The organism is Caballeronia sp. NCF2 (assembly GCF_023631205.1).
Lineage (GTDB): Bacteria > Pseudomonadota > Gammaproteobacteria > Burkholderiales > Burkholderiaceae > Caballeronia > Caballeronia zhejiangensis.
Genome location: NZ_JALQDN010000054.1, coordinates 41,806 through 60,239 on the forward strand (window position 1 = coordinate 41,806; position 18,434 = coordinate 60,239).

The window sequence follows — 18,434 nt, forward strand, 5'->3', positions numbered from 1 at the left end:
GAAGTGTCCGCGCCGCGCAAGGGAAAACTCATCGTACAGGAGGACATGGCGGCCGCGCACGCCCGTTCAACCGGATCAAAAGTGCGACGAATCCTGGGACGAATCGAAGCGCGCGACAATTTGTATCATATTGCGATACAATTTCACGATTGTCGCACGCTTGCTTTTCGCGCCCTCGATCCGGCCAGCCAGTGTGACCTTCCACTGACTCTTCCCGGAACGCTGAAAAGTGACGCGTATCGCATTGCTTCGCTGGCTCCAAGGCTTTCTTCCCGCTCCGGTCACGCTGCGCTGGACCGAGCGATTGCGCGCGGGGCTCGGCGCGCTGATCGGCATTGCGCTGACGGGCGGGCTGGCGCATCTGCTGATCGGCGATGCATCCGCGATTCCGTATCTCATCGCGCCGATGGGCGCGTCCGCCGTGCTGCTCTTCGCCGTGCCCGCGAGTCCGCTCGCGCAGCCGTGGTCGATCATCGGCGGGAACATCGTGTCGGCGACGGTCGGCGTCAGCTGCGCGATGTTCGTTCACGATCCCGTCGACGCTGCCGCGCTCGCCATCTGTCTCGCGATCTGCGCGATGTTCGCGCTGCGCTGCGTGCATCCGCCTTCGGGCGCGGTCGCGCTGACCGCCGTGCTCGGCGGGCCGTCGATTCACGCGCTCGGCTATGGCTTCGTGTTCGCGCCGGTGGCGATCCAGTCGGCGGCGCTGCTCGTGTCGGCGATCGCATTTCACGCGCTCACCGGGCATCGCTATCCGCACGGCCACGCCGCGCCGAAACCCGCGGTCGCGCCGCCCGGCGCCGACTCGTTCACGCGCGCCGACCTGCAGGCCGTGCTGTCGCGCCGCAGCGAATTGCTCGACGTCGATCCGGACGATCTCGAAGCGCTGCTTCGCGAAGCGCAGTTGCAGGCCTACGCGCGCCGGTTCACGGAGTTCACGTGCGCCGACATCATGTCGCGCGCGATCGTCTCCGTCACGCCCGAGACGAGCGCGCAGGCGGCGCTCGCGCTCATCGACAGGCATCAGGTGAAGGCGCTGCCGGTAATCGACGCGACGCGCCGCGTGTGCGGCATCGTCACGCGCGCGGACCTGGCGCCGGTGCGCCGCGACGGCATCGGGCAACGCGCGCAGCAGGCGATCGAGCGGCTGATGCGCGGCCCGTCGACGACGCCGCCGCTCGTCGCCTCGCTGATGACAACCGACGTCTGCACCGTGAAGACGAGCACCGCCATCGCCGATCTGGTGCCGATGTTCGCGCACTTGGGGCATCACCACATTCCGGTGGTCGGCGCACACGATCAGCTCGCGGGCATGATCACCGAAGCCGATCTGATCTCCGGCCTCTATCGACAATCGTTCGCGGGCGAGCGCAAGACCGCCTGAGCGCGTCCACTGAAATCCGATGAACACTCCGCGCAAACTCGACAAGCCGGACTTCGAGCAACTGTCCGAATTCCGCTATCAGATGCGGCGCTTCGAGCGCTTCTCCGAGCAGGCCGCGCAGAACGAAGGCATCACGCCGCTGCAATATCTGCTGCTCCTGCACATCAAGGGCTATCCGGGCCGCGAATGGGCAACGGTCGGCGAACTCGCGGAGCGGCTGCAATCGCATCATCACGGCGTGGTGGCGCTGGTCACGCGCTGCGAGGCGGCCGGGCTCGTGCGACGCGCGCAGAGCGAAGAGGATCGCCGTCAGGTGCGAGTGCATCTCGAAGCGCGCGGCGAAGAAGTGCTCACGCGCCTCGCCGCGCTGCATCGCGCGGAAATCAAGTCTCTCGATGGCGCGTTCCGCGTGCCGCAGATCGATTTCTGAATTCCTGGAGCGCCTTCATGGACCATCACAAACGTGACTTTTCGGTCAACGACCGGCTGCTGAAAATATGCGGACTCGCCGCCGTCATCGGCGGCATCGCCACGCTCGCGGCCGTCGTGCTCCTTGCGCTCATCCATCTGTTCACGAACCTGTTTTTCTTCGGCGCGCTTTCGCTCGAGGACAACTCGCCCGCGCTCAATACGCTCGGGCCGTGGGTGATCGGCATTCCGGTGATCGGCGGACTGATCGTCGGCATGATGGCGCGCTTCGGCTCGGACAAGATTCGCGGACACGGCATTCCGGAGGCGATCGAGGCGATCCTGTTCGGCAAGAGCCGCATGTCGCCGAAGGTGGCGATCCTGAAGCCGCTGTCGTCGGGGATCGTGATCGGCAGCGGCGGGCCGTTCGGCGCGGAAGGCCCGATCATCATGACGGGCGGCGCGCTCGGCTCGCTGATCGCGCAATGCATCGACGTGACCGCCGCGGAGCGCAAGACGCTCCTGGTCGCGGGCGCGGCGGCGGGCATGACGGCCGTGTTCGGCACGCCGGTCGCGGCGGTGCTGCTCGCGGTCGAACTGCTGCTATTCGAATGGCGGCCGCGCAGCTTTCTGCCGGTCGCGCTCGCTTGCGCGGTCGCGGGCTTCGCGCGCGCGGCGGTATTCGGTACGGGCGCGCTCTTTCCGCTCGAAACGCCGCCGCCGCACATGATTTCGCTGCTTTCGTGCCTCGTGGCCGGGCTGTTGTCGGGCGCGCTGGCGTCGGGGCTGTCGGCTGCGCTCTACAAGCTCGAAGACCTGTTCCACAAGCTGCCGATTCACTGGATGTGGTGGCCGGCGCTCGGCGCGGTGATCGTCGGTATCGGCGGATATCTCGAGCCGCGCGCGCTCGGCGTGGGCTACGACGTGATCGGCGATCTGCTGCATCAGCACATCGCGATTCAGGTGGCGCTGTCGATTCTCGCCGTGAAGGCGATCATCTGGGTCGTCGCGCTGGCTTCGGGCACCTCGGGCGGCGTGCTCGCGCCGCTATTGATGCTCGGCGCGGGCCTCGGCACCGCGCTCGGCGCGATCCTGCCCGGCCACGACACCGCGCTCTGGCCGCTCGTGTGCATGGCCGCGACGCTCGGCGCGACGCTGGGCGCGCCGCTCACCGCGATCGTCTTCGCCTTCGGCCTCACGCACGATGCGAACGCGCTCCTGCCGCTGCTCGCCGCGACGCTCGTCGCGCACGGCTTCGCGACCGTCGTCATGAAGCGCTCGATCATGACCGAGAAGATCGCGCGGCGCGGTTATCACATCTATCGCGAATACGGCGTGGATCCGCTGGAGCGCCATCACGTCGATGAAGTCATGACGCGCGACGTGCTGACGATCGACGCCGCCACGCCGCTTTCCGACGTGCTCGCGAAGCATTTCGGGCCGCAACAGGTGCATCGGGCGTATCCGGTGGTGCGCGAAGGCGTGCTCGTCGGCATGCTGGACCGGGCGTCGCTCGGGACGTTGATCGGGGCGTCGCCGCTGGCGCAGTCGGGCGTCAGCATCGGCGATGCCTTGCAGCGCATGGAGCACGGCGCGCCGGCGTTCGCGCTGCCGGGCGAGCCGTGCCGCCTTGCCGCGACGCGTCTCGCCGTGCATGAACTGGAGCGCCTGCCGGTGGTCGCGGACGAGGCGTCGCGGCGGCTCGTCGGCATCGTGTCGCGCAGCGATCTCGTGAAGCCCGCGCGCGCGCACTTCGACGAGGAACATCGGCGCGAGCGCTTCAGGGGCTTTCGGCGGACGGCGCCGGCGCTGAAGAAGCACTGAAGGATGCGAGGTCGGCGCAGAGATCGGCGAGCGGCTGCGTCCAGTCGCCCAGTTCGGTCTGACGATAGAGCCGCATCGACGGATACCACGGCGTGAAGCGCTGACAGTCGAGCCAGCGGCTGTCGCAGGCCCGCGACAGCAACACCCGCACCGGCCGATTCAGCGCGCCGGCGAGATGCCCCGTGCCCGTATCGATGGTGACGAGCAGATCGAGCTTCTCCAGCACGCGGGCCGTGTCGCCGAAGGTCGAGAGATGCGGCGCGATATCGGTCACGCCGTGGCGGTTCATGATCGCGCGTTCGTCGTCGCCGAGTTCGCCGACTTGCAGCGAATAGAACTGACAAGCCTGATTCGTCAGCAAGGATTCGAGCCGCTGAAGCGGCATCGAACGATACGGTTCGTGCCGCACGCCGCTCGCGCTTCTCCAGATCAGGCCGATTTTCGGGCGCGTCGTTTCGACGTTCAGCAGCGCATTGGCGTCATCGGACAAACGCTTGGCCGGATCGATGGCGATGCGCGCGGCGGGATTTTCCATCGGAAAGTATGGCGAGCGTTGATAGCGCGCGTAGAGACTGAAAACCGAAGGTCACGCGATCGCAGCAAGCGAGTTCGGCCGCGCGCTGCTCTTGCGTCGCCATCGACAGCTTGACCTGCTCGCTCTGTCGGAAGACTTCCTCCCAACCCGAAAATTGCTCGGAGACGATCATGCTCGCCCCTTCGCGCAGCAGCGCGTCGATGTAGCGCGAGAACTGCACGAAATCGCCGAAGCCGCCCTCCGCGGAAATGAAAATTCGCTTGCCCGCGACGGACTCGTCCATGCCGAGCAGCTTGTCCGGGAGCGCGCCGGCCCAATCGGGATCGGATTCGAGAACGAGTTGATGAAAGACTTCGGCATACGATCTGCCGCGGATCGTGCGATAGCGTTCGTTCGCCTCGTGAAACTTGCCGAGGGCGAACTGCACCATGCATAGCTCTTCGGTCAGCGCGTATCGATTGGCCTGCGAAAGCGGCTCTTCGAGTCCGAGCTTCAGGAATTTCTCGGCTTGCGCGTGCATCCCGAGAAAGCTCAGGTCGACGCCGAGTTGGGCAAGCCAGCAATCCGGGTTCGCCGACGCGGCGAGTTGCGCGGCGAGCGCACAGGCTTCGGCGGCGCGTCCTGCTGCTCGCAAAGTGCGGATGAGGTCGAGCGGCGCCATGTCTCGTATGTTGTCGATATCGGCCATGCTGATTTTTTGTAGGAAGGCTGCGGGCGGGAGGCGGTATGTTAGTTCCCCGATGCATCGCGAGCGCAAAAAAGCGTCAATCCAAGGTAGATGTATCGGCCCAATGCGGGAAGGCACTTTGCGTCAAAAGGCGTTTCGGGGAGAGAAAGAATCGTGGGTGGCACTGGGCTGTGCCGATGAAAGCATCGGCGTCGGATTGCGCGTTCGCTGACGAACGTTCGAAACGGATCGCCCGATGTTCTCTACTATGCAAACTCCCCCGCTGACATCGCCCCGCCCATGCCCAACCGCCGCGCTTTCCTCCGCCTGACCGCCGCCGCGCTCGCCACGCAGGCATTCGACACGGCACAGGCAGCCCAACCCATGCACACCCGCCCGATCCCGTCGACGAAAGAGCCTTTGCCCGTCATCGGCTGCGGCACCTGGCGCACCTTCGACGCCGGCGACGACCCCGCCCGCCGCCGCGAGCTCGCCGAGGTCCTGCGCGCGCTTTTCGCCGCGGGCGGCTCGGTAATCGATTCATCGCCGATGTACGGCTCCTCCGAAGCCGTCGCGGGCGCGCTGCTCGCGCAATCGCATACGCGCGACAAAGCGTTCATCGCGACGAAAGTCTGGACCGACGGACGCGAGGCCGGCATCGCGCAGATGGAGCAATCGCTGCGCTTGTGGCAGACCGATCGCGTCGATCTCATGCAGATTCACAATCTGCTCGACTGGCGCACGCATCTCGCCACGCTGCGCGACTGGAAAGCCGCCGGCAAGGTCCGCTACATCGGCGTCACGCATTACACGTCGAGCGCGTTTGCGCAGGTCGAGGCGGTGCTGCGCTCGGAGCGCATCGATTTCGTGCAGATCAACTACGCCGCCAACGACCGCGATGCCGAAGCGCGCCTTCTGCCGCTCGCCGCCGAGCGCGGCGTCGCGGTCATCGTGAATCAGCCGTTCGGCGGCGGATCGCTGCTCGCGGGCCTGCGCAACCGGCCGCTGCCGGATTTCGCGCAGGAAATCGGCTGCACGTCGTGGGCACAGCTCCTGCTGAAGTTCGTGCTGGGCAACCCGGCCGTGACCTGCGTGATCCCCGGCACCGGACGCCGCGAATACATGATCGATAACGCGCGCGCGGGCATCGGCAACTATCCCGATGAAGCGATGCGAAAGCGCATCGCCGATGCGGTCGCGTAAGGAGATGAGCATGAGCGATCCGTACGACCTGCAGCGTTTCGTCGACGCACAGGAAAGCGTCATCGACGACGTGCGCGCCGAGCTTTCCGCCGGCCACAAGCGCACGCACTGGATGTGGTTCGTGTTCCCGCAGATCGTCGGCCTCGGGCACAGCGCAATGGCGCAGCACTACGCGATTTCGTCGCGCGACGAAGCCCGCGCCTATCTCGCGCATCCCGTGCTGGGCGCGCGGCTCGTCGAGCTGACGCGTATCGTCAACGGGCTGCAGGGACGCACTGCCGGGCAGATTTTCGGCTATCCGGACGACATGAAATTCCATTCGTCGATGACCCTTTTCGCGCACACCGCCGACGATCCCGCCGTCTTCGAAGAAGCGCTGCGCCGATATTTCGACGGCCAGTCCGACGAGGCGACGCTTTCCCGCCTGACATGACGGGCATGGCCGTTGCGCTTCGGCAAACGTCCACTTTTTCCGGGAGCGCAAGCCATGGGCCAATCCTTCAAGCTGCACGATCACGTCCGCTGGAATACGCCGCAAGGCGAAACGACGGGCCGCATCGTGCGCATCGTCACCGAGCGCACGACGCTCGACGGCCACACGGTCAACGCATCGCACGACGATCCGCATTTCGAAGTCGAAAGCGACAAGAGCGGCAAGCGCGCCGTTCACAAAGGCGACGCGCTCAAGCGGATCTCGCATTGACCGCGCGCACCGCACGTTCGCACTATTGCAGTGCGCGCGACGCCACCTGACACCGTTCCTGCAGAAACCACGATAAACGTTCAAACTTCTACCGCGCTGGAAGCTTGAATCGCGCATTTCAATTGAACCGGATTGCCCCAATCCTTTGAGGAATCGAACCAATGAAATCGAAACTCGTGGCACTGCTCGTTGCATCGTCGGCACTTGGCCTGACTTCCACGGCATCGTTCGCCCAAGTCGCAGGCACGCAGCCGCTCGGCGTATCCGTCGAAGTATCGACCGCCATCATCGATGGCTGGAGCATCAAGAAATCCGTGTTGAACAAGCCGGTCGTCAACGAACAGGGACAACGCGTCGGCGTCATCAACGACATCATCGTCGCGCCCGACAAGTCCGTTTCGTTCGCGATCATCGCCGCTAACAAGTTCCTCGGCGTGGCGCGTCACGACGTCGCGATTCCGATCGAGCAACTGGACGTGAAAAACGGCCAGTTCGTGCTCGCGGGCGCGACCAAGGAGGCGATCAAGGCGCTGCCCGAGTTCCAGTACAACAAGGTGAAGGCGACGCCGATCCCGCGCGCGCAATTCGAGCATCATTGATTCGCCGTAGTGCCTGACGGGGCGGCCGCGCGCCGCCTCGCCCGAATTCAACCGGAGCCAGCCGATGTTCAAAGCCCTCATCCTCGACAAACAGGACGACCGCACGGTCGCGTCCATTCAGTCGATCGACGAAGCCCGACTCGCTTCATCCGGCGATGGCGGCGACGTGCTCGTGCGCGTCGACTTCTCCACGCTCAACTACAAGGACGGACTCGCGATCACCGGCAAGGCGCCCGTCGTACGCACCTGGCCGATGGTGCCGGGCATCGACTTCGCGGGTGTCGTCGAGACGAGTTCGCATCCGGATTACAAGCCCGGCGACAAAGTCGTGATGAACGGCTGGGGCGCCGGCGAAACGCATTGGGGCGGGCTCGCGCAGAAGGCGCGCGTGAGCGCCGCTCATCTGATCGCGCTGCCCGCGAACATCACGACGCGCCAGGCGATGGCCGTCGGCACCGCGGGCTATACCGCGATGCTTTGCGTGCAGGCGCTGGAAAAGCACGGCATCGGCGCACAGGACGGCGACGTGCTCGTGACGGGCGCGAACGGCGGCGTCGGCAGCTTCGCGGTCGCGATTCTGGCAAAGCGCGGCTATCGCGTGATCGCGTCGACGGGCCGTCCCGAGGAAGCCGCGCGGCTGCGCGAACTGGGCGCGGCGGATATCGTCGAGCGCGCGACGCTTTCCGAGCCGGGCAAGCCGCTGCAGAAAGAGCGCTGGGCGGCGGCCGTCGATTGCGTCGGCAGTCACACGCTCGCGAACATCTGCGCGAGCCTGCGCTATGGCGGCGCGGTCGCCGCGTGCGGCCTCGCGCAAGGCATGGATCTGCCGGCGTCGGTCGCGCCGTTCATCCTGCGCGGCGTCGCGCTGCTCGGCGTGGACAGCGTCTACGTGCCGCGCGAGCGGCGCATCGCGGCGTGGCGGGCAATCGCCGATGAAGTGCCGGTCGCGACCATCGAAAGCGTCGCGACGACGATCCCGCTCGCCGATGCGCCCGACGTCGCCGCGCGTCTGCTGCGCGGCGAGGTGAAGGGGCGCGTGATCGTCGACGTGAACGCCTGAAGCGGCGTCAGAACGTGCTCCAGCCGTCGGCGGTGGCGGGCTGCGCCACGGCCGCTTGAGCGACGCGCGGCGCGGCTTTCGCAACCGGCGTGCGCGGCGCGTGCGCCACGCGCGGCGCGGCCTGCGTGATCGCAGCCGCCGCGCCTTCCACCGTGAAGAACGCGACCGCCTCGTTGAGCCTGCGCCCCTGCTCTTCGAGCGACGTCGCGGCGGCGGCGGCTTCTTCGACGAGCGCGGCGTTCTGCTGCGTGACCTCGTCCATCTGCGTGATCGCGAGATTCACCTGCTCGATGCCGCGCCCCTGCTCCGCGGACGCCGCCGCGATCTCCTGCATGATGTCCGTCACGCGCGCGACGGCCTGCGTCACTTCGGCCATCGTCGTGCCCGCTTCGCTTGCCAGCAGCGAGCCGTCGCGCACCTTGCCCACCGAATCGGCGATCAGTTCCTTGATTTCCTTCGCCGCCGTCGACGAACGCTGCGCGAGGCTGCGCACTTCGCTCGCGACGACCGCGAAACCGCGGCCCTGCTCGCCCGCGCGCGCCGCTTCCACGGCCGCGTTGAGCGCGAGAATGTTGGTCTGGAACGCGATGCCCTCGATGATGCCCGTGATATCCGCGATCCTGTCCGAGCTGTCGCTGATGCCGTTCATCGTGTTCACGACTCGGCCGACGACATCGCTGCCCTTCTTCGCGATATCCGACGCGTTCGATGCAAGCGAACTCGCCTGCTGCGCGTTCTCGGCGTTCTGACGCACCGTCGACGTGAGCTCTTCCATGCTCGCCGCCGTCTCCTGCAGGGAAGCGGCCTGTTCTTCGGTGCGCTGGCTCAGATCGGTATTGCCGGTCGCGAGCTCCTTTGCCGCGCCGCCGACCGCGCCGCTGCTTTCGCGCACGCGGCTCACGATGTCGGTGAGGCGCGCGTTCATCGTGGCGAGCGCGCGCAGCAAATCGCCCGTTTCGTCCTTCGTATTCGCGACGATGCGGCTCGTCAGATCGCCGCGCGCCACCGTCTGCGCGATGCCGACCGCCTCGCCGATCGGCGCCGTGATCGAGCGCGTGACCAGCACGCCGCCGATCACCGCGAAGAGCGCCGCCACCACGCATAGCGCGATCAGCACGTTGCGCTGCGTCCGATAGCTCGCCTGATCCGCGCGCACGATTTCCTCGCGGCGCGTCGCGGTGTAGGCCGCGTAGTCGTCGGTGGCCTTGACGAGTTGCGCGAGCAGCGGACGGCACTCGTCGTCGAGCGCCGTCACCGCTTCCTCGTGCTTGCCCGCGAGCGCCAGCCCGGCGATCTTCGTCGCGACGGGACCGTACAGCGCCTCCACGCGCATCATTTCGGCGGCGAGACTCTTCGCCTTGTCGCTCGTATCGCTCGCGCTGGCGAGCATGTCGTTGAGTTGCTTCAGGCGCGCCTGCACGTCCTCGTGGGCGCGCGTGGCTTCGGCTTGCTCGAGTTCGATATCGGACGGTTTCGTGACGAGCACGAGATTGCGCGCGGCGATCGCGCGGCGGTCGACGGCCGTGCGAATCTGACCGGCGACATCGGCGCGCGCGTTGATGCCGTTGACATAGTGCGCGAAGCCGTCCGTCGCGACGGACAGCGCGCGCAGCGACATGCCTGCCACCAGCACGACCAGCACCGCCAGAATGCCGAAGCCAGCGATCAGCCTGTTCTTGATCGTGATGTTCTTGAGGTTCATTTTCAGGGTTCTCTCAGGGTCCGTTCGGGGGACATACGGCGTCCGTGTGATCGCTTCGCGCGGCATACTGCTACGCGAGCGAACGATCGAGCGCAAAAGATGCGCGACGCTCTAAAGCTGATTACGGCTCACGATTTTTGGACTGAAGGGAAAAGATGCAATTAGTCTGCACTTTGTCCACGACGTTCGGTAATACCGTTACCATACAGATGCGCGAAGTTAGGTAAGCATTTCATTTTCTTTCCACGAACTTCTACATTCCGATGCCCGAGATCCTCGATCACCGCACGCCCGGATTCGCCGATGCGCTCGCGACGCTTCCGCCGACGCCAACCGCCGGTCTCGCCACGAACGAACGCTACTGGGATGCGGTGCGCGCGCTGTGGCGTCACTCCGACGAGCTCATCAACCTTGAGAACGGCTTCTGGGGTGCGATGACCGAGCCGGTCAAGGCGATGTTCCATTACTGGACCGAGCGCGTGAACCGCGAGACGACGCTTCTGATCCGCCCGCATCTGATGTCGCTGTATCAGGGTTTGCGGGAGCGCGTCGCGATCGAAATGGGCTGCGCGGTCGAGGAGATCGAGCTGACGCGCAACGCGACCGAAGCGCTGCTCGCGCTCATCAGCGGCTACAACCGCCTCGCGCCGGGCGAGACGGTGCTCTACAGCGATCTCGATTACCCGTGCGGCAAGGACGCGATGGAATGGCTGCGCGAGCGGCGCGGCGTCACGCCCGTGCGTATTACGATGCCGGAGCCCGCGACGCGCGAAGCGGTGCTCGACACCTACGCGAAGGCGCTGCGCGCGCATCCGCGCACGCGGCTCGTGCTGTTGTCGCACGTCTGCTTCGCGACGGGCCTCGTGATCCCGGTCGCGGAGATTTCGGCGATGGCGAAGGAAGCCGGCGCGGAAGTGATCGTCGATGCCGCGCATTCTTGGGGGCAACTCGCTTTCGACGTGCCCGACTTGAACGCGCCGTTCGCCGCGCTGAACCTGCACAAGTGGATCGGCGCGCCGCTCGGCTGCGGCGCGATCTACATCCGGAAGGGACACGTCGCGTCGATCGATCCGTATCTCGGCGACCGCTCCTGGCCCGCCGACGATATCCGCGCGCGCGTGCACACCGGCTCGCCGAACTTCGCCGCGTGGTTCACGCTGCCGTCGGCGCTGGACGTGCATCGGCGCATCGGTGCGAAGGCGAAGGAAGCGCGTCTGCGTGCGTTGCGCGATGCCTGGGCGAAGCCCGCGAGCGAGCTTCCCGGCGTGCAGATTCTGACGCCGCACGATCCGTCGATGACCGCCGGCATCACTGCGTTCCGCCTGAACGGGCGCGCGACGAAAGCAGGTTGCGATGCGATCGTCGCCGCGCTGCGCGATCGCTTCGGCGTCTTCACGGTGACGCGGCCCGGCCCCGACGCGGGCGAAGTCGTCCGCGTGACGCCCGCGCTCTTCTCGCGCATGTCGGATGCCGAGCGTCTCGTCGAAGGCATCGCGGCGCTTGCGCGCGAAGCGAAGTAAGCGTCAGCGCGTCACCGGCCGTGCGTCGAGATGCTCGATCAGGCGTTCGAGCGCGTCCGAGCACGGCGCTTCGACTTTCAGCGCGAGGAGCGCGTCGGCGCGTGTCTTGCCGATGTTGATGGCCGCGATCGGCTTGCCGCTTTTCGCGGCCCACTCGCAAAAGCGATAGCCCGAATACACCATCAGCGATGAGCCGACGACGAGCATCGCATCGGCGGCTTCGAGCGAGCGTGCCGCGTCGTCGACGAGCGCGCGCGGCACGCTCTCGCCGAAGAACACGACGTCGGGCTTGAGCACGCCGCCGCAGCGCGTGCAGCCGGGCACGTCGAAGGCGGCGAAATCGAGATCTTCGATATGCGCGTCGCCGTCGGGCACCGCGGGCGCCGTATAGCCGACGAAATCCGGATTCGCCGCTTCCAGCATCCGCTGCACGGCCGCGCGCGTATGCCGCTCGCCGCATTCGATGCAGCGCACTCGCCCGATATTGCCGTGCAGCTCGATCACATCGGGATTGCCGGCGCGCGTGTGCAATCCGTCGACATTCTGCGTGACGAGCCGATGTACCCGGGAACGCGCGGCGAGCGCGCGCAGCGCGTGATGCGCGGCGTTCGGCTGCGCGTTCTGCACGACCGGCCAGCCGATGAGGCTGCGCGCCCAATAACGCCGGCGCGCGTAGTCCGAACCGAGAAAGTCCTTCAGCAGAATGGGCGCGCGGCCCGTGCGCTGGCCTTCGCGATCGCGATAACAGGGAATGCCCGATTCCGTGCTGATGCCCGCGCCCGACAGCACGAAAAGCCGCGGATGCCGCTCGACGAATTCATGAAGCTGCTGCACTTGCCGTCCTTTTTTCGCTTGTCCGAGCGATTTGCTCTGGTGGAAATATAAGGCGAAACCGCCCGCGCCGCTGGCTGCGCATCCGGCCTTACCACTTTTTCGATATTGAAATTGGCTTGACCAAATCGGCGCGCATCGTTAGATTGACGGACGCCCCACTCCAACGACATATCGAGACATCCAGCATGCTGACCGTCATCTGCGAAACGCCCGGAACCCTGAAAGCCGAACAGCGCGAGAAACCGCAGCGCGCCGACAACGAAGTGCTGCTGCGCGTGAAGCGCGTCGGCGTGTGCGGCACGGACCTGCACATCTTCACCGGCAATCAGCCTTATCTGTCGTATCCGCGCGTGATGGGCCACGAGTTGTCGGGCGTCATCGAGGAAGCGGACGCATCGAGCGGGCTGAAGGCGGGCGACACCGTCTACGTGATGCCGTATCTGTCGTGCGGCAAGTGCATCGCGTGCCGTCAGGGCAAGACGAATTGCTGCGTGAACATTCAGGTGCTCGGCGTGCATCGCGATGGCGCGTTCACCGAATATCTGAATCTGCCCGCGCAATTCGTCCATAAGGCCGAGGGCGTCACGCTCGATCAGGCCGCGATGGTCGAATTCCTCGCGATCGGCGCGCACGCCGTGCGTCGCGCGGACGTGCAGCCGGGGCAGCGCGTGCTGGTTGTCGGCACGGGTCCGATCGGCATGGCGGCCATCACCTTCTCGCGGCTGCGCGGCGCGAACGTCACCGCGCTCGATACGCGCGAAGACCGGCTCGCGTTCTGCAAGCGCGAACTGAAAGTGGACGCGACCGTGCAGATCGGCGAGCAGGACAAGGAACAACTGTCGACGCTCACGAATGGCGAATTCTTCGATGTGGTGTTCGACGCGACCGGCAATTCGCGCGCGATGGAACGCGGCTTCGAATTCATCGCGCACGGCGGGAAGTACGTGCTGGTGTCGATCGTGCCGGATCGCATCTCCTTCGCCGATCCGGAGTTCCACAAGCGCGAAGCGACGCTGCTCGCGAGCCGCAACGCGACGCCCGAGGACTTCGAGACCGTGCTCGCCGCGATGCGCAAGGGCGAAGTGCCGACGGATGCGCTCAACACGCATCGTCTGAGGCTGAGCGATGTGCCGACGCAGTTCTCGTCGCTGCTCGATCCGAAAGCGGGCGTCGTGAAAGCGATCGTCGAATGCTGACGGGTTGAATCAGGGCGCGCCGCGTACAAAGCGCGGCCGTCCTTGCGCGTCGTGCCACGGCTCGGCGCTTTTGCACCAGATTTCGTACTGCGGCGGATAAAGGCCGGTTTCATCGAAGATGCCGGTCGGCACCTCGATTTCGTCGACGCCGTCGAACGCCAGATAGACCGGCGATCCGCACAGCGGGCAATGATGCCGCCTGCCCGTCGCGGAGCTCGCCCACGCGACCGTGTCGCCGCTCACGGCAAACGCATCGCGCGGAAAGATCGCGTAAACGCCGAACGGCGCACCGTGGATGCGCCGGCACGTCATGCAGTGACACAGATTCACTTCCTTCGGCGCGCCCGCGACGCGCACCCGCACCGCGCCGCACGCACATCCGCCTTCGTGAAGCGGCTGATTCATCGGGTGAAGTAGCCGCGGTTCTGCATGCATTCGCTGTAGGCGCGCCAGTAGCGCGTCATCGGCGGCTCGGGCGGCGGCAGCGGCGGCATCTTCATGTCGCCGCCGTAGATCGCGTCGGATGCGCCGGATGCGCCCGCCGCCATCGATGGGGGCATCGCCGGCATGCCGGGCATCGCGCCGGATGCGGGATGCGGCAAGGCGGTCACGCCCGTCGCGCCGGACGCACCCGACGCGGCGATCGCCGCCGATGCGCCCGATGCAGGCGCCGCCGCAGACGCCGCGAGCGCACCCGATGCGCCCGCCGCACTCGCCGGCAACGGCGGCTCGACCGGACGCGGCGGCGTGAGCGTGCGCGTGTCGCGCTGCGCCTGAGCGTCGCGCGATGGCGCTTGCGACTCGCGCGCCATGTTCACTTTGGTCGTCTGATTGGCGTAGCCGTAGCAGGCGGCGTTATCGATCGACTGCTGCCACGCGCTCTGGCTGCGGCCTGGCACGGTGAGCGGCTGTTGCGCGAAGGCGGCGCCACACGCCGCGAGCAAAACGAATCCCGCGTAAGTGGAAGGTCTCATTGGCTTGCAGTTCCCCGATGCGGTTTTATTAGTCGTTGCAGTTTCTTGCGCCGCTCGGACACACTTCGAGCGACGCGAGTCTGCGCCGGGCCTGCTGTCAAGGATACCGCGCCCGCCGAACCGTCCACGCCAGAAGCACTGGCATCTTCCGCCAACTTTCAGACGATGCGCGGCGCGGCGCACATTTGCCGCGATGAACCGCGCATCAGAACTTCATGCCGACGCCAAGGCCGATCACCCACGGATCGATCTTGAGCGAGCCGAGATCGGCGCCGCCCGCCGATGCGCTCGTTCGCATCCAGATCTTCTTCACGTCGGCGTTGACGAACAAATTCTTCGCCACCTGTACGTCGACGCCCGCCTGCAACGCCGGGCCGAAGCTGCTGTGCTTGATCGACACCGGCGTGTCGCCCGCCTTGAGCTTGTCGTTGTAGAAGTACGTATAGTTCACGCCCGCGCCGACATACGGACGCACGCGCCCCGCGTGATTGAAGTGATATTGCAGGAGCAGCGTCGGCGGCAGCACGCCCACGCCGCCAAGCCCGCCGATGTTCGACGTCACCTGATGCCGCGACGTGCCGAGAATCAATTCCACACCGATGTCATCGCGGATCATGTACGTGAAATCGAGCTCCGGCACGATCGCGTTGTTGACGTTGACACCGAGCGTGCCGAGCGTGCCCCCCGCTGTCACATCGGGCTGAATGCTGATCGCGCGCAGGCGAACCAGCACATCGCCGGCGTGGATGCCGCCCATGGCATCGCTCGACGATGCATCGCCTGCCGCCTGCGCCGCGCCCGCGAACAACGCCGCGCATGCCATGACGATTGCCCCGAGACCCTTTCTCATTTTTAGCTCACTCACGTTAAAAGTGAGAATTGTCCGAGCGAGGGTCGGTCGCGCCTTTGACCACAATCAACGCGCGCCAGACGCGCGCCGCCTATCGCGGCAAGCCTTGCGCGCGGACAAGCATGCTTTACGCATCGGCGGGTCTGCGACCGCGCGCCACTTGCGGGCGGGTCCGCGCCTTGCTGAACGAAGAGGACGTGCAGAACAAAGGGAGGAAGCAGATGAGACCCACAATCGGCACACTCGGGCGCATGACGGGGATTCTGCTCGGCGGCACATTGGCCGTCGTGGCGAGCGCGCAGCAGGCGCCGCAAAAACCGAACAAGCTCGATTACGACAGTACGCCCGCGTATCAGGAGAAAAACGTGACGCCGCCCGCTGCGGCCGCCGCGAATGCCAGCGATGCGCTGAAGACGCGGCCGGGCAAGACGTCATCGGGCAAGGGCGCAGCGCCCGACCGGCCGAACGGACTCGGCTTCGACTCGGGCGCGAGCGGCATGAGCAAGAAGCAGTAGATCACGCGTCGGCCGGCTTGTCCGGCCACGGCCACGTCGAATAGCGCGACGGCTTTTCCGCTTCCGCTGCCGGCGTGGCTTCGTGCGCAGGCGCCGCGCTCGTTGCGACTTCGGGGAGATCCTCGCCGAACCACGGCACTTCCTTGCGCCGCTCTTCCATGTAGGCGTTCCAGCCCTTCGCGTTGTCCGCGAAAAGATCGTGCTTCACGGTGTTCGCCAGCATCGGGCGATTCAGCGTTTCATCGAGCAGCGCTTTCGGCCAAACGAAAAACGCACCCGATGCACGGCGGATGAAATCGCGCGGCGGCATGGTCGCGTCGACGAAGCCGAGCAGCGTGAAGCCCGCGAGCGCGTCGTTGCCCTTCACCGCTTCGCCGATGCTCGCGTATTCGTCGGCGCATTGGCTCAGGCAAAACACGGACTCCAGCACGTCGCCGAGATGCAGCAGCAGTGCGCGTCGTTCGTAGGGATCTTGCGTGGCGGTCTCTTGTTTCGTCATTCGCTGTTCCGATATGTCGAGGGTGGATTCTGCGGCGCGCGCACTGTCGCACGGGCCGCGTTCATCTCGAATTTTAGCGAACCCGGCGTCACGCGTCGGCGCGCCAGCGCCCCGATCACTTCACAAAGCGCGTGCGAAAGCTCAGTCGATAATCATTCGGCGATACACCGAGCCTCCGCGTGAACACGAGCCGCATGCGGTCCGCCGTGCCGAAGCCGCAGTCGTAGGCGACGGTTTTCAGCGGCGTGTCGCTGCTTTCGAGCATATTGCGCGCCGCGTCGACGCGCGCCCGTTCGACGAACTCGTGCGGCGTCAACTGCGCGAGTTGCACGAAGGCGCGCGCGAAGTTGCGCTCGCTCATGCCCGCGACGCTCGCCATGCGCGCGACGGACAGCCGCTCGCCGATGTGCTCCATGACGTACGCCTGCACTTTCGCGACCGGCGACGTGTCGTCGGCGGGGGCGCTCAGATAAGGGCTGAACTGCGATTGTCCGCCGCGCCGCTGCGCGAATACGACGAGCCGTTTCGCGACCGCGAGCGCGACTTGCGCGCCGTGATCTTCGGCGACGAGCGCGAGCGCGACATCGATGCCCGCCGTCACGCCCGCCGACGTGACGAGATTGCCGTCGCGCATATAAATGCGATCGAGTTCGACGCGTGCGCGCGGAAAACGCTCCGCGAGCCGCGGCGCATTCTGCCAGTGCGTGGTGACATTGCGGCCGTCGAGCAGGCCCGCGTGACCGAGCGCGAATGCGCCGGTGCAGATCGAGCCGTAACGCTCGCAGCGCGACGCCGTATCGACGAGCCAGGCGTCAAGGCGCGGATCGGGTTCATCGACGGGAAGGCTCGGACCGCCCGCGACGAGCGCCGTGCCGTAATGGCGATCGGCTTTGTCGAACGGCAGATCCGCGACGAGCCGCGTGCCGTTCGACGCGCGCACGATGCGCTCCTCCGGTCCGACAAGCGTGATCTCATACGCGTCCGAGGCAGCGATGAAGCCGTTCGCTTCCGCGAAGACATCGACGGGACCGGCCACATCGAGCGCCTGCACGCCCTGAAAGATTGCGATTGCAACTGTCGGCATCGGAGAGAAAGTCGGTGATGAGCGCGCGTGGCGGAAGACGGCGTGCGCCTGGCAGAGTTCGACGCGTCGTTTCGATTGAGACGCGAGCGCCTTTTGAAGAGACTGAAGGCATCGGACGCGCTGCGCGATTTTAGCAACGCACGACGCTTCGCGTCTTTCATCGACTCACATTCCGGAGCTTCAAACATGAGCGAAATCATCGCAGGCATCAGCATTCCCGACAGCCAGATGGCGCGCGAAGCCACGCAACTCGTACGCGATACGGAACCCGACCTGCTCTATCATCACTCGCGCCGCGTGTTCCTGTTCGGCGCGCTCGCGGGCGAACGCAAGCGGCTGAAATACGATCCCGAACTGCTTTATATCGGCGCGATGTTCCACGACATGGGCCTCACCGATGCATACAGCAGCCCGCACGACCGCTTCGAAGTCGATGGCGCGAACGCGGCGCGCGATTTCCTGCGCGGGCATGGCATCGGCGAAAGCGAGATCGAGCAGGTGTGGGATGCGATCGCGCTGCACACGACGCCCGGCATTCCGCAGCACAAGAAACCGGTGGTCGCGCTCGTCACGGCGGGCGTCGAGATGGATGTGCTCGGTCTCGCCTACGACGAGTTCAGCGCCGATCAACGCCGGCTCGTCGTCGCGGCGCATCCGCGCGAGGCGAACTTCAAGGAAGGCATCATCGACGCCTTCGCCAAAGGGACGATCGCCAAGCCGGAATCCACTTTCGGCAACGTCAAGGCCGATGTCCTCGCGCTGAAAGACCCGAACTACAGGCGCCTGAACTTCTGCAGCATCATCCTCGGATCGGCGTGGAACGATCAGCCGCACGATCATGCGACGTGCCGCAATCCTTCGCATCGACACGCGTAGT

At 65.9% G+C, this 18,434-nt stretch carries 20 protein-coding genes and 1 pseudogene; 12 read left to right on the forward strand and 9 right to left on the reverse strand.

What is annotated here, in order from left to right:
- Positions 1–229: 229 nt before the first annotated feature.
- The 3 genes from NCS02_RS17790 to NCS02_RS17800 are packed head-to-tail and all read left to right on the forward strand — an operon-like array spanning position 230 to position 3,616.
- Entirely contained in the window at positions 230–1,384 is a 1,155-nt protein-coding gene (locus NCS02_RS17790; RefSeq protein ID WP_008353239.1) for an HPP family protein, read from the forward strand.
- Between the two features lie 19 nt (positions 1,385–1,403).
- Complete coding sequence (locus NCS02_RS17795) at positions 1,404–1,814, forward strand: MarR family winged helix-turn-helix transcriptional regulator (RefSeq protein ID WP_008353238.1); 411 nt, start codon at positions 1,404–1,406, stop codon at positions 1,812–1,814.
- A gap of 17 nt (positions 1,815–1,831) precedes the next feature.
- Entirely contained in the window at positions 1,832–3,616 is a 1,785-nt protein-coding gene (locus tag NCS02_RS17800; RefSeq protein WP_250503008.1) for a chloride channel protein, read from the forward strand.
- Here NCS02_RS17800 and NCS02_RS17805 read toward each other — a convergent pair.
- Together NCS02_RS17805 and NCS02_RS17810 are read right to left on the reverse strand one after the other, a co-directional pair.
- Positions 3,573–4,151: a glycosyltransferase family 9 protein gene (locus tag NCS02_RS17805; RefSeq protein WP_250523251.1), complete on the reverse strand. Its 579-nt coding sequence runs from the start codon at positions 4,149–4,151 to the stop codon at positions 3,573–3,575. The genes NCS02_RS17800 and NCS02_RS17805 overlap by 44 nt on opposite strands.
- Positions 4,096–4,839, reverse strand: a complete 744-nt coding sequence (locus NCS02_RS17810) for a hypothetical protein (RefSeq protein ID WP_250523252.1) — start codon at positions 4,837–4,839, stop codon at positions 4,096–4,098. The genes NCS02_RS17805 and NCS02_RS17810 overlap by 56 nt, the downstream gene beginning before the upstream one ends.
- Before the next feature lie 279 nt (positions 4,840–5,118).
- Here NCS02_RS17810 and NCS02_RS17815 point away from each other — a divergent pair, with 279 nt between their 5' ends.
- The 5 genes from NCS02_RS17815 to acuI all read left to right on the forward strand — a co-directional run bounded on the left by NCS02_RS17815 (position 5,119) and on the right by acuI (position 8,383).
- Complete coding sequence (locus NCS02_RS17815) at positions 5,119–6,021, forward strand: aldo/keto reductase (protein ID WP_008353233.1); 903 nt, start codon at positions 5,119–5,121, stop codon at positions 6,019–6,021.
- A 10-nt stretch (positions 6,022–6,031) separates the two neighbouring features.
- Entirely contained in the window at positions 6,032–6,454 is a 423-nt protein-coding gene (locus NCS02_RS17820; protein WP_008353230.1) for a DUF1810 domain-containing protein, read from the forward strand.
- A 54-nt stretch (positions 6,455–6,508) separates the two neighbouring features.
- Positions 6,509–6,724 (forward strand): hypervirulence associated TUDOR domain-containing protein, encoded by a 216-nt coding sequence (locus NCS02_RS17825; protein WP_034471954.1) that lies wholly within the window; start codon positions 6,509–6,511, stop codon positions 6,722–6,724.
- Between the two features lie 161 nt (positions 6,725–6,885).
- Positions 6,886–7,323 carry a PRC-barrel domain containing protein gene (locus NCS02_RS17830; RefSeq protein WP_008353227.1) on the forward strand — a complete coding sequence of 146 codons (438 nt, stop codon included), beginning with the start codon at positions 6,886–6,888 and terminating at the stop codon, positions 7,321–7,323.
- Positions 7,324–7,387: 64 nt separating this feature from the next.
- The gene (gene acuI, locus NCS02_RS17835; protein ID WP_008353225.1) at positions 7,388–8,383 is read left to right on the forward strand and encodes an acrylyl-CoA reductase (NADPH); all 996 of its coding nucleotides are present in this window, start codon (positions 7,388–7,390) and stop codon (positions 8,381–8,383) included.
- Between the two features lie 7 nt (positions 8,384–8,390).
- On the opposite strand, the gene NCS02_RS17840 is transcribed toward acuI, so the two are convergent.
- The gene (locus NCS02_RS17840) at positions 8,391–10,085 is read right to left on the reverse strand and encodes a methyl-accepting chemotaxis protein (protein WP_250456805.1); all 1,695 of its coding nucleotides are present in this window, start codon (positions 10,083–10,085) and stop codon (positions 8,391–8,393) included.
- Positions 10,086–10,348: 263 nt separating this feature from the next.
- On the opposite strand from NCS02_RS17840, the gene NCS02_RS17845 reads away from it, so the two are divergent.
- Complete coding sequence (locus tag NCS02_RS17845; protein ID WP_250440643.1) at positions 10,349–11,605, forward strand: aminotransferase class V-fold PLP-dependent enzyme; 1,257 nt, start codon at positions 10,349–10,351, stop codon at positions 11,603–11,605.
- Between the two features lie 3 nt (positions 11,606–11,608).
- On the opposite strand, the pseudogene NCS02_RS17850 reads toward NCS02_RS17845, so the two are convergent.
- Positions 11,609–12,445 (reverse strand): annotated as a pseudogene (locus NCS02_RS17850) (NAD-dependent protein deacetylase); the annotation flags it as partial.
- A gap of 179 nt (positions 12,446–12,624) precedes the next feature.
- Here NCS02_RS17850 and NCS02_RS17855 point away from each other — a divergent pair.
- Positions 12,625–13,635 (forward strand): zinc-binding alcohol dehydrogenase family protein, encoded by a 1,011-nt coding sequence (locus NCS02_RS17855; RefSeq protein ID WP_250503009.1) that lies wholly within the window; start codon positions 12,625–12,627, stop codon positions 13,633–13,635.
- Between the two features lie 9 nt (positions 13,636–13,644).
- Here the strand turns inward: NCS02_RS17855 and NCS02_RS17860 are convergent, their stop codons facing one another.
- The 3 genes from NCS02_RS17860 to NCS02_RS17870 form a co-directional block, all read right to left on the reverse strand.
- Positions 13,645–14,040, reverse strand: coding sequence for a GFA family protein (locus NCS02_RS17860; protein WP_250503010.1), 396 nt, complete (start codon positions 14,038–14,040; stop codon positions 13,645–13,647).
- Positions 14,037–14,609 (reverse strand): hypothetical protein, encoded by a 573-nt coding sequence (locus tag NCS02_RS17865; RefSeq protein WP_250519913.1) that lies wholly within the window; start codon positions 14,607–14,609, stop codon positions 14,037–14,039. Before NCS02_RS17865 ends, NCS02_RS17860 begins: the two co-directional genes overlap by 4 nt.
- 205 nt (positions 14,610–14,814) lie before the next feature.
- Positions 14,815–15,432: an OmpW/AlkL family protein gene (locus NCS02_RS17870; RefSeq protein WP_250435981.1), complete on the reverse strand. Its 618-nt coding sequence runs from the start codon at positions 15,430–15,432 to the stop codon at positions 14,815–14,817.
- A gap of 248 nt (positions 15,433–15,680) precedes the next feature.
- Between NCS02_RS17870 and NCS02_RS17875 the strand changes: the two genes are divergently transcribed.
- A complete protein-coding gene (locus NCS02_RS17875) occupies positions 15,681–15,974 on the forward strand; it encodes a hypothetical protein (protein WP_144403815.1) in 294 nt (97 codons plus the stop codon).
- 1 nt (position 15,975) lies between these two features.
- Here NCS02_RS17875 and NCS02_RS17880 read toward each other — a convergent pair whose 3' ends face one another.
- Both NCS02_RS17880 and NCS02_RS17885 read right to left on the reverse strand, forming a co-directional pair.
- Positions 15,976–16,473 (reverse strand): hypothetical protein, encoded by a 498-nt coding sequence (locus NCS02_RS17880; protein ID WP_008353214.1) that lies wholly within the window; start codon positions 16,471–16,473, stop codon positions 15,976–15,978.
- Between the two features lie 115 nt (positions 16,474–16,588).
- On the reverse strand, positions 16,589–17,557 hold the full coding sequence (locus NCS02_RS17885) for a GlxA family transcriptional regulator (RefSeq protein WP_250503011.1): 969 nt from the start codon (positions 17,555–17,557) through the stop codon (positions 16,589–16,591).
- Between the two features lie 186 nt (positions 17,558–17,743).
- On the opposite strand from NCS02_RS17885, the gene NCS02_RS17890 reads away from it, so the two are divergent.
- Positions 17,744–18,433 (forward strand): HD domain-containing protein, encoded by a 690-nt coding sequence (locus NCS02_RS17890; RefSeq protein WP_175979397.1) that lies wholly within the window; start codon positions 17,744–17,746, stop codon positions 18,431–18,433.
- The last annotated feature ends 1 nt before the right edge of the window (position 18,434 follow it).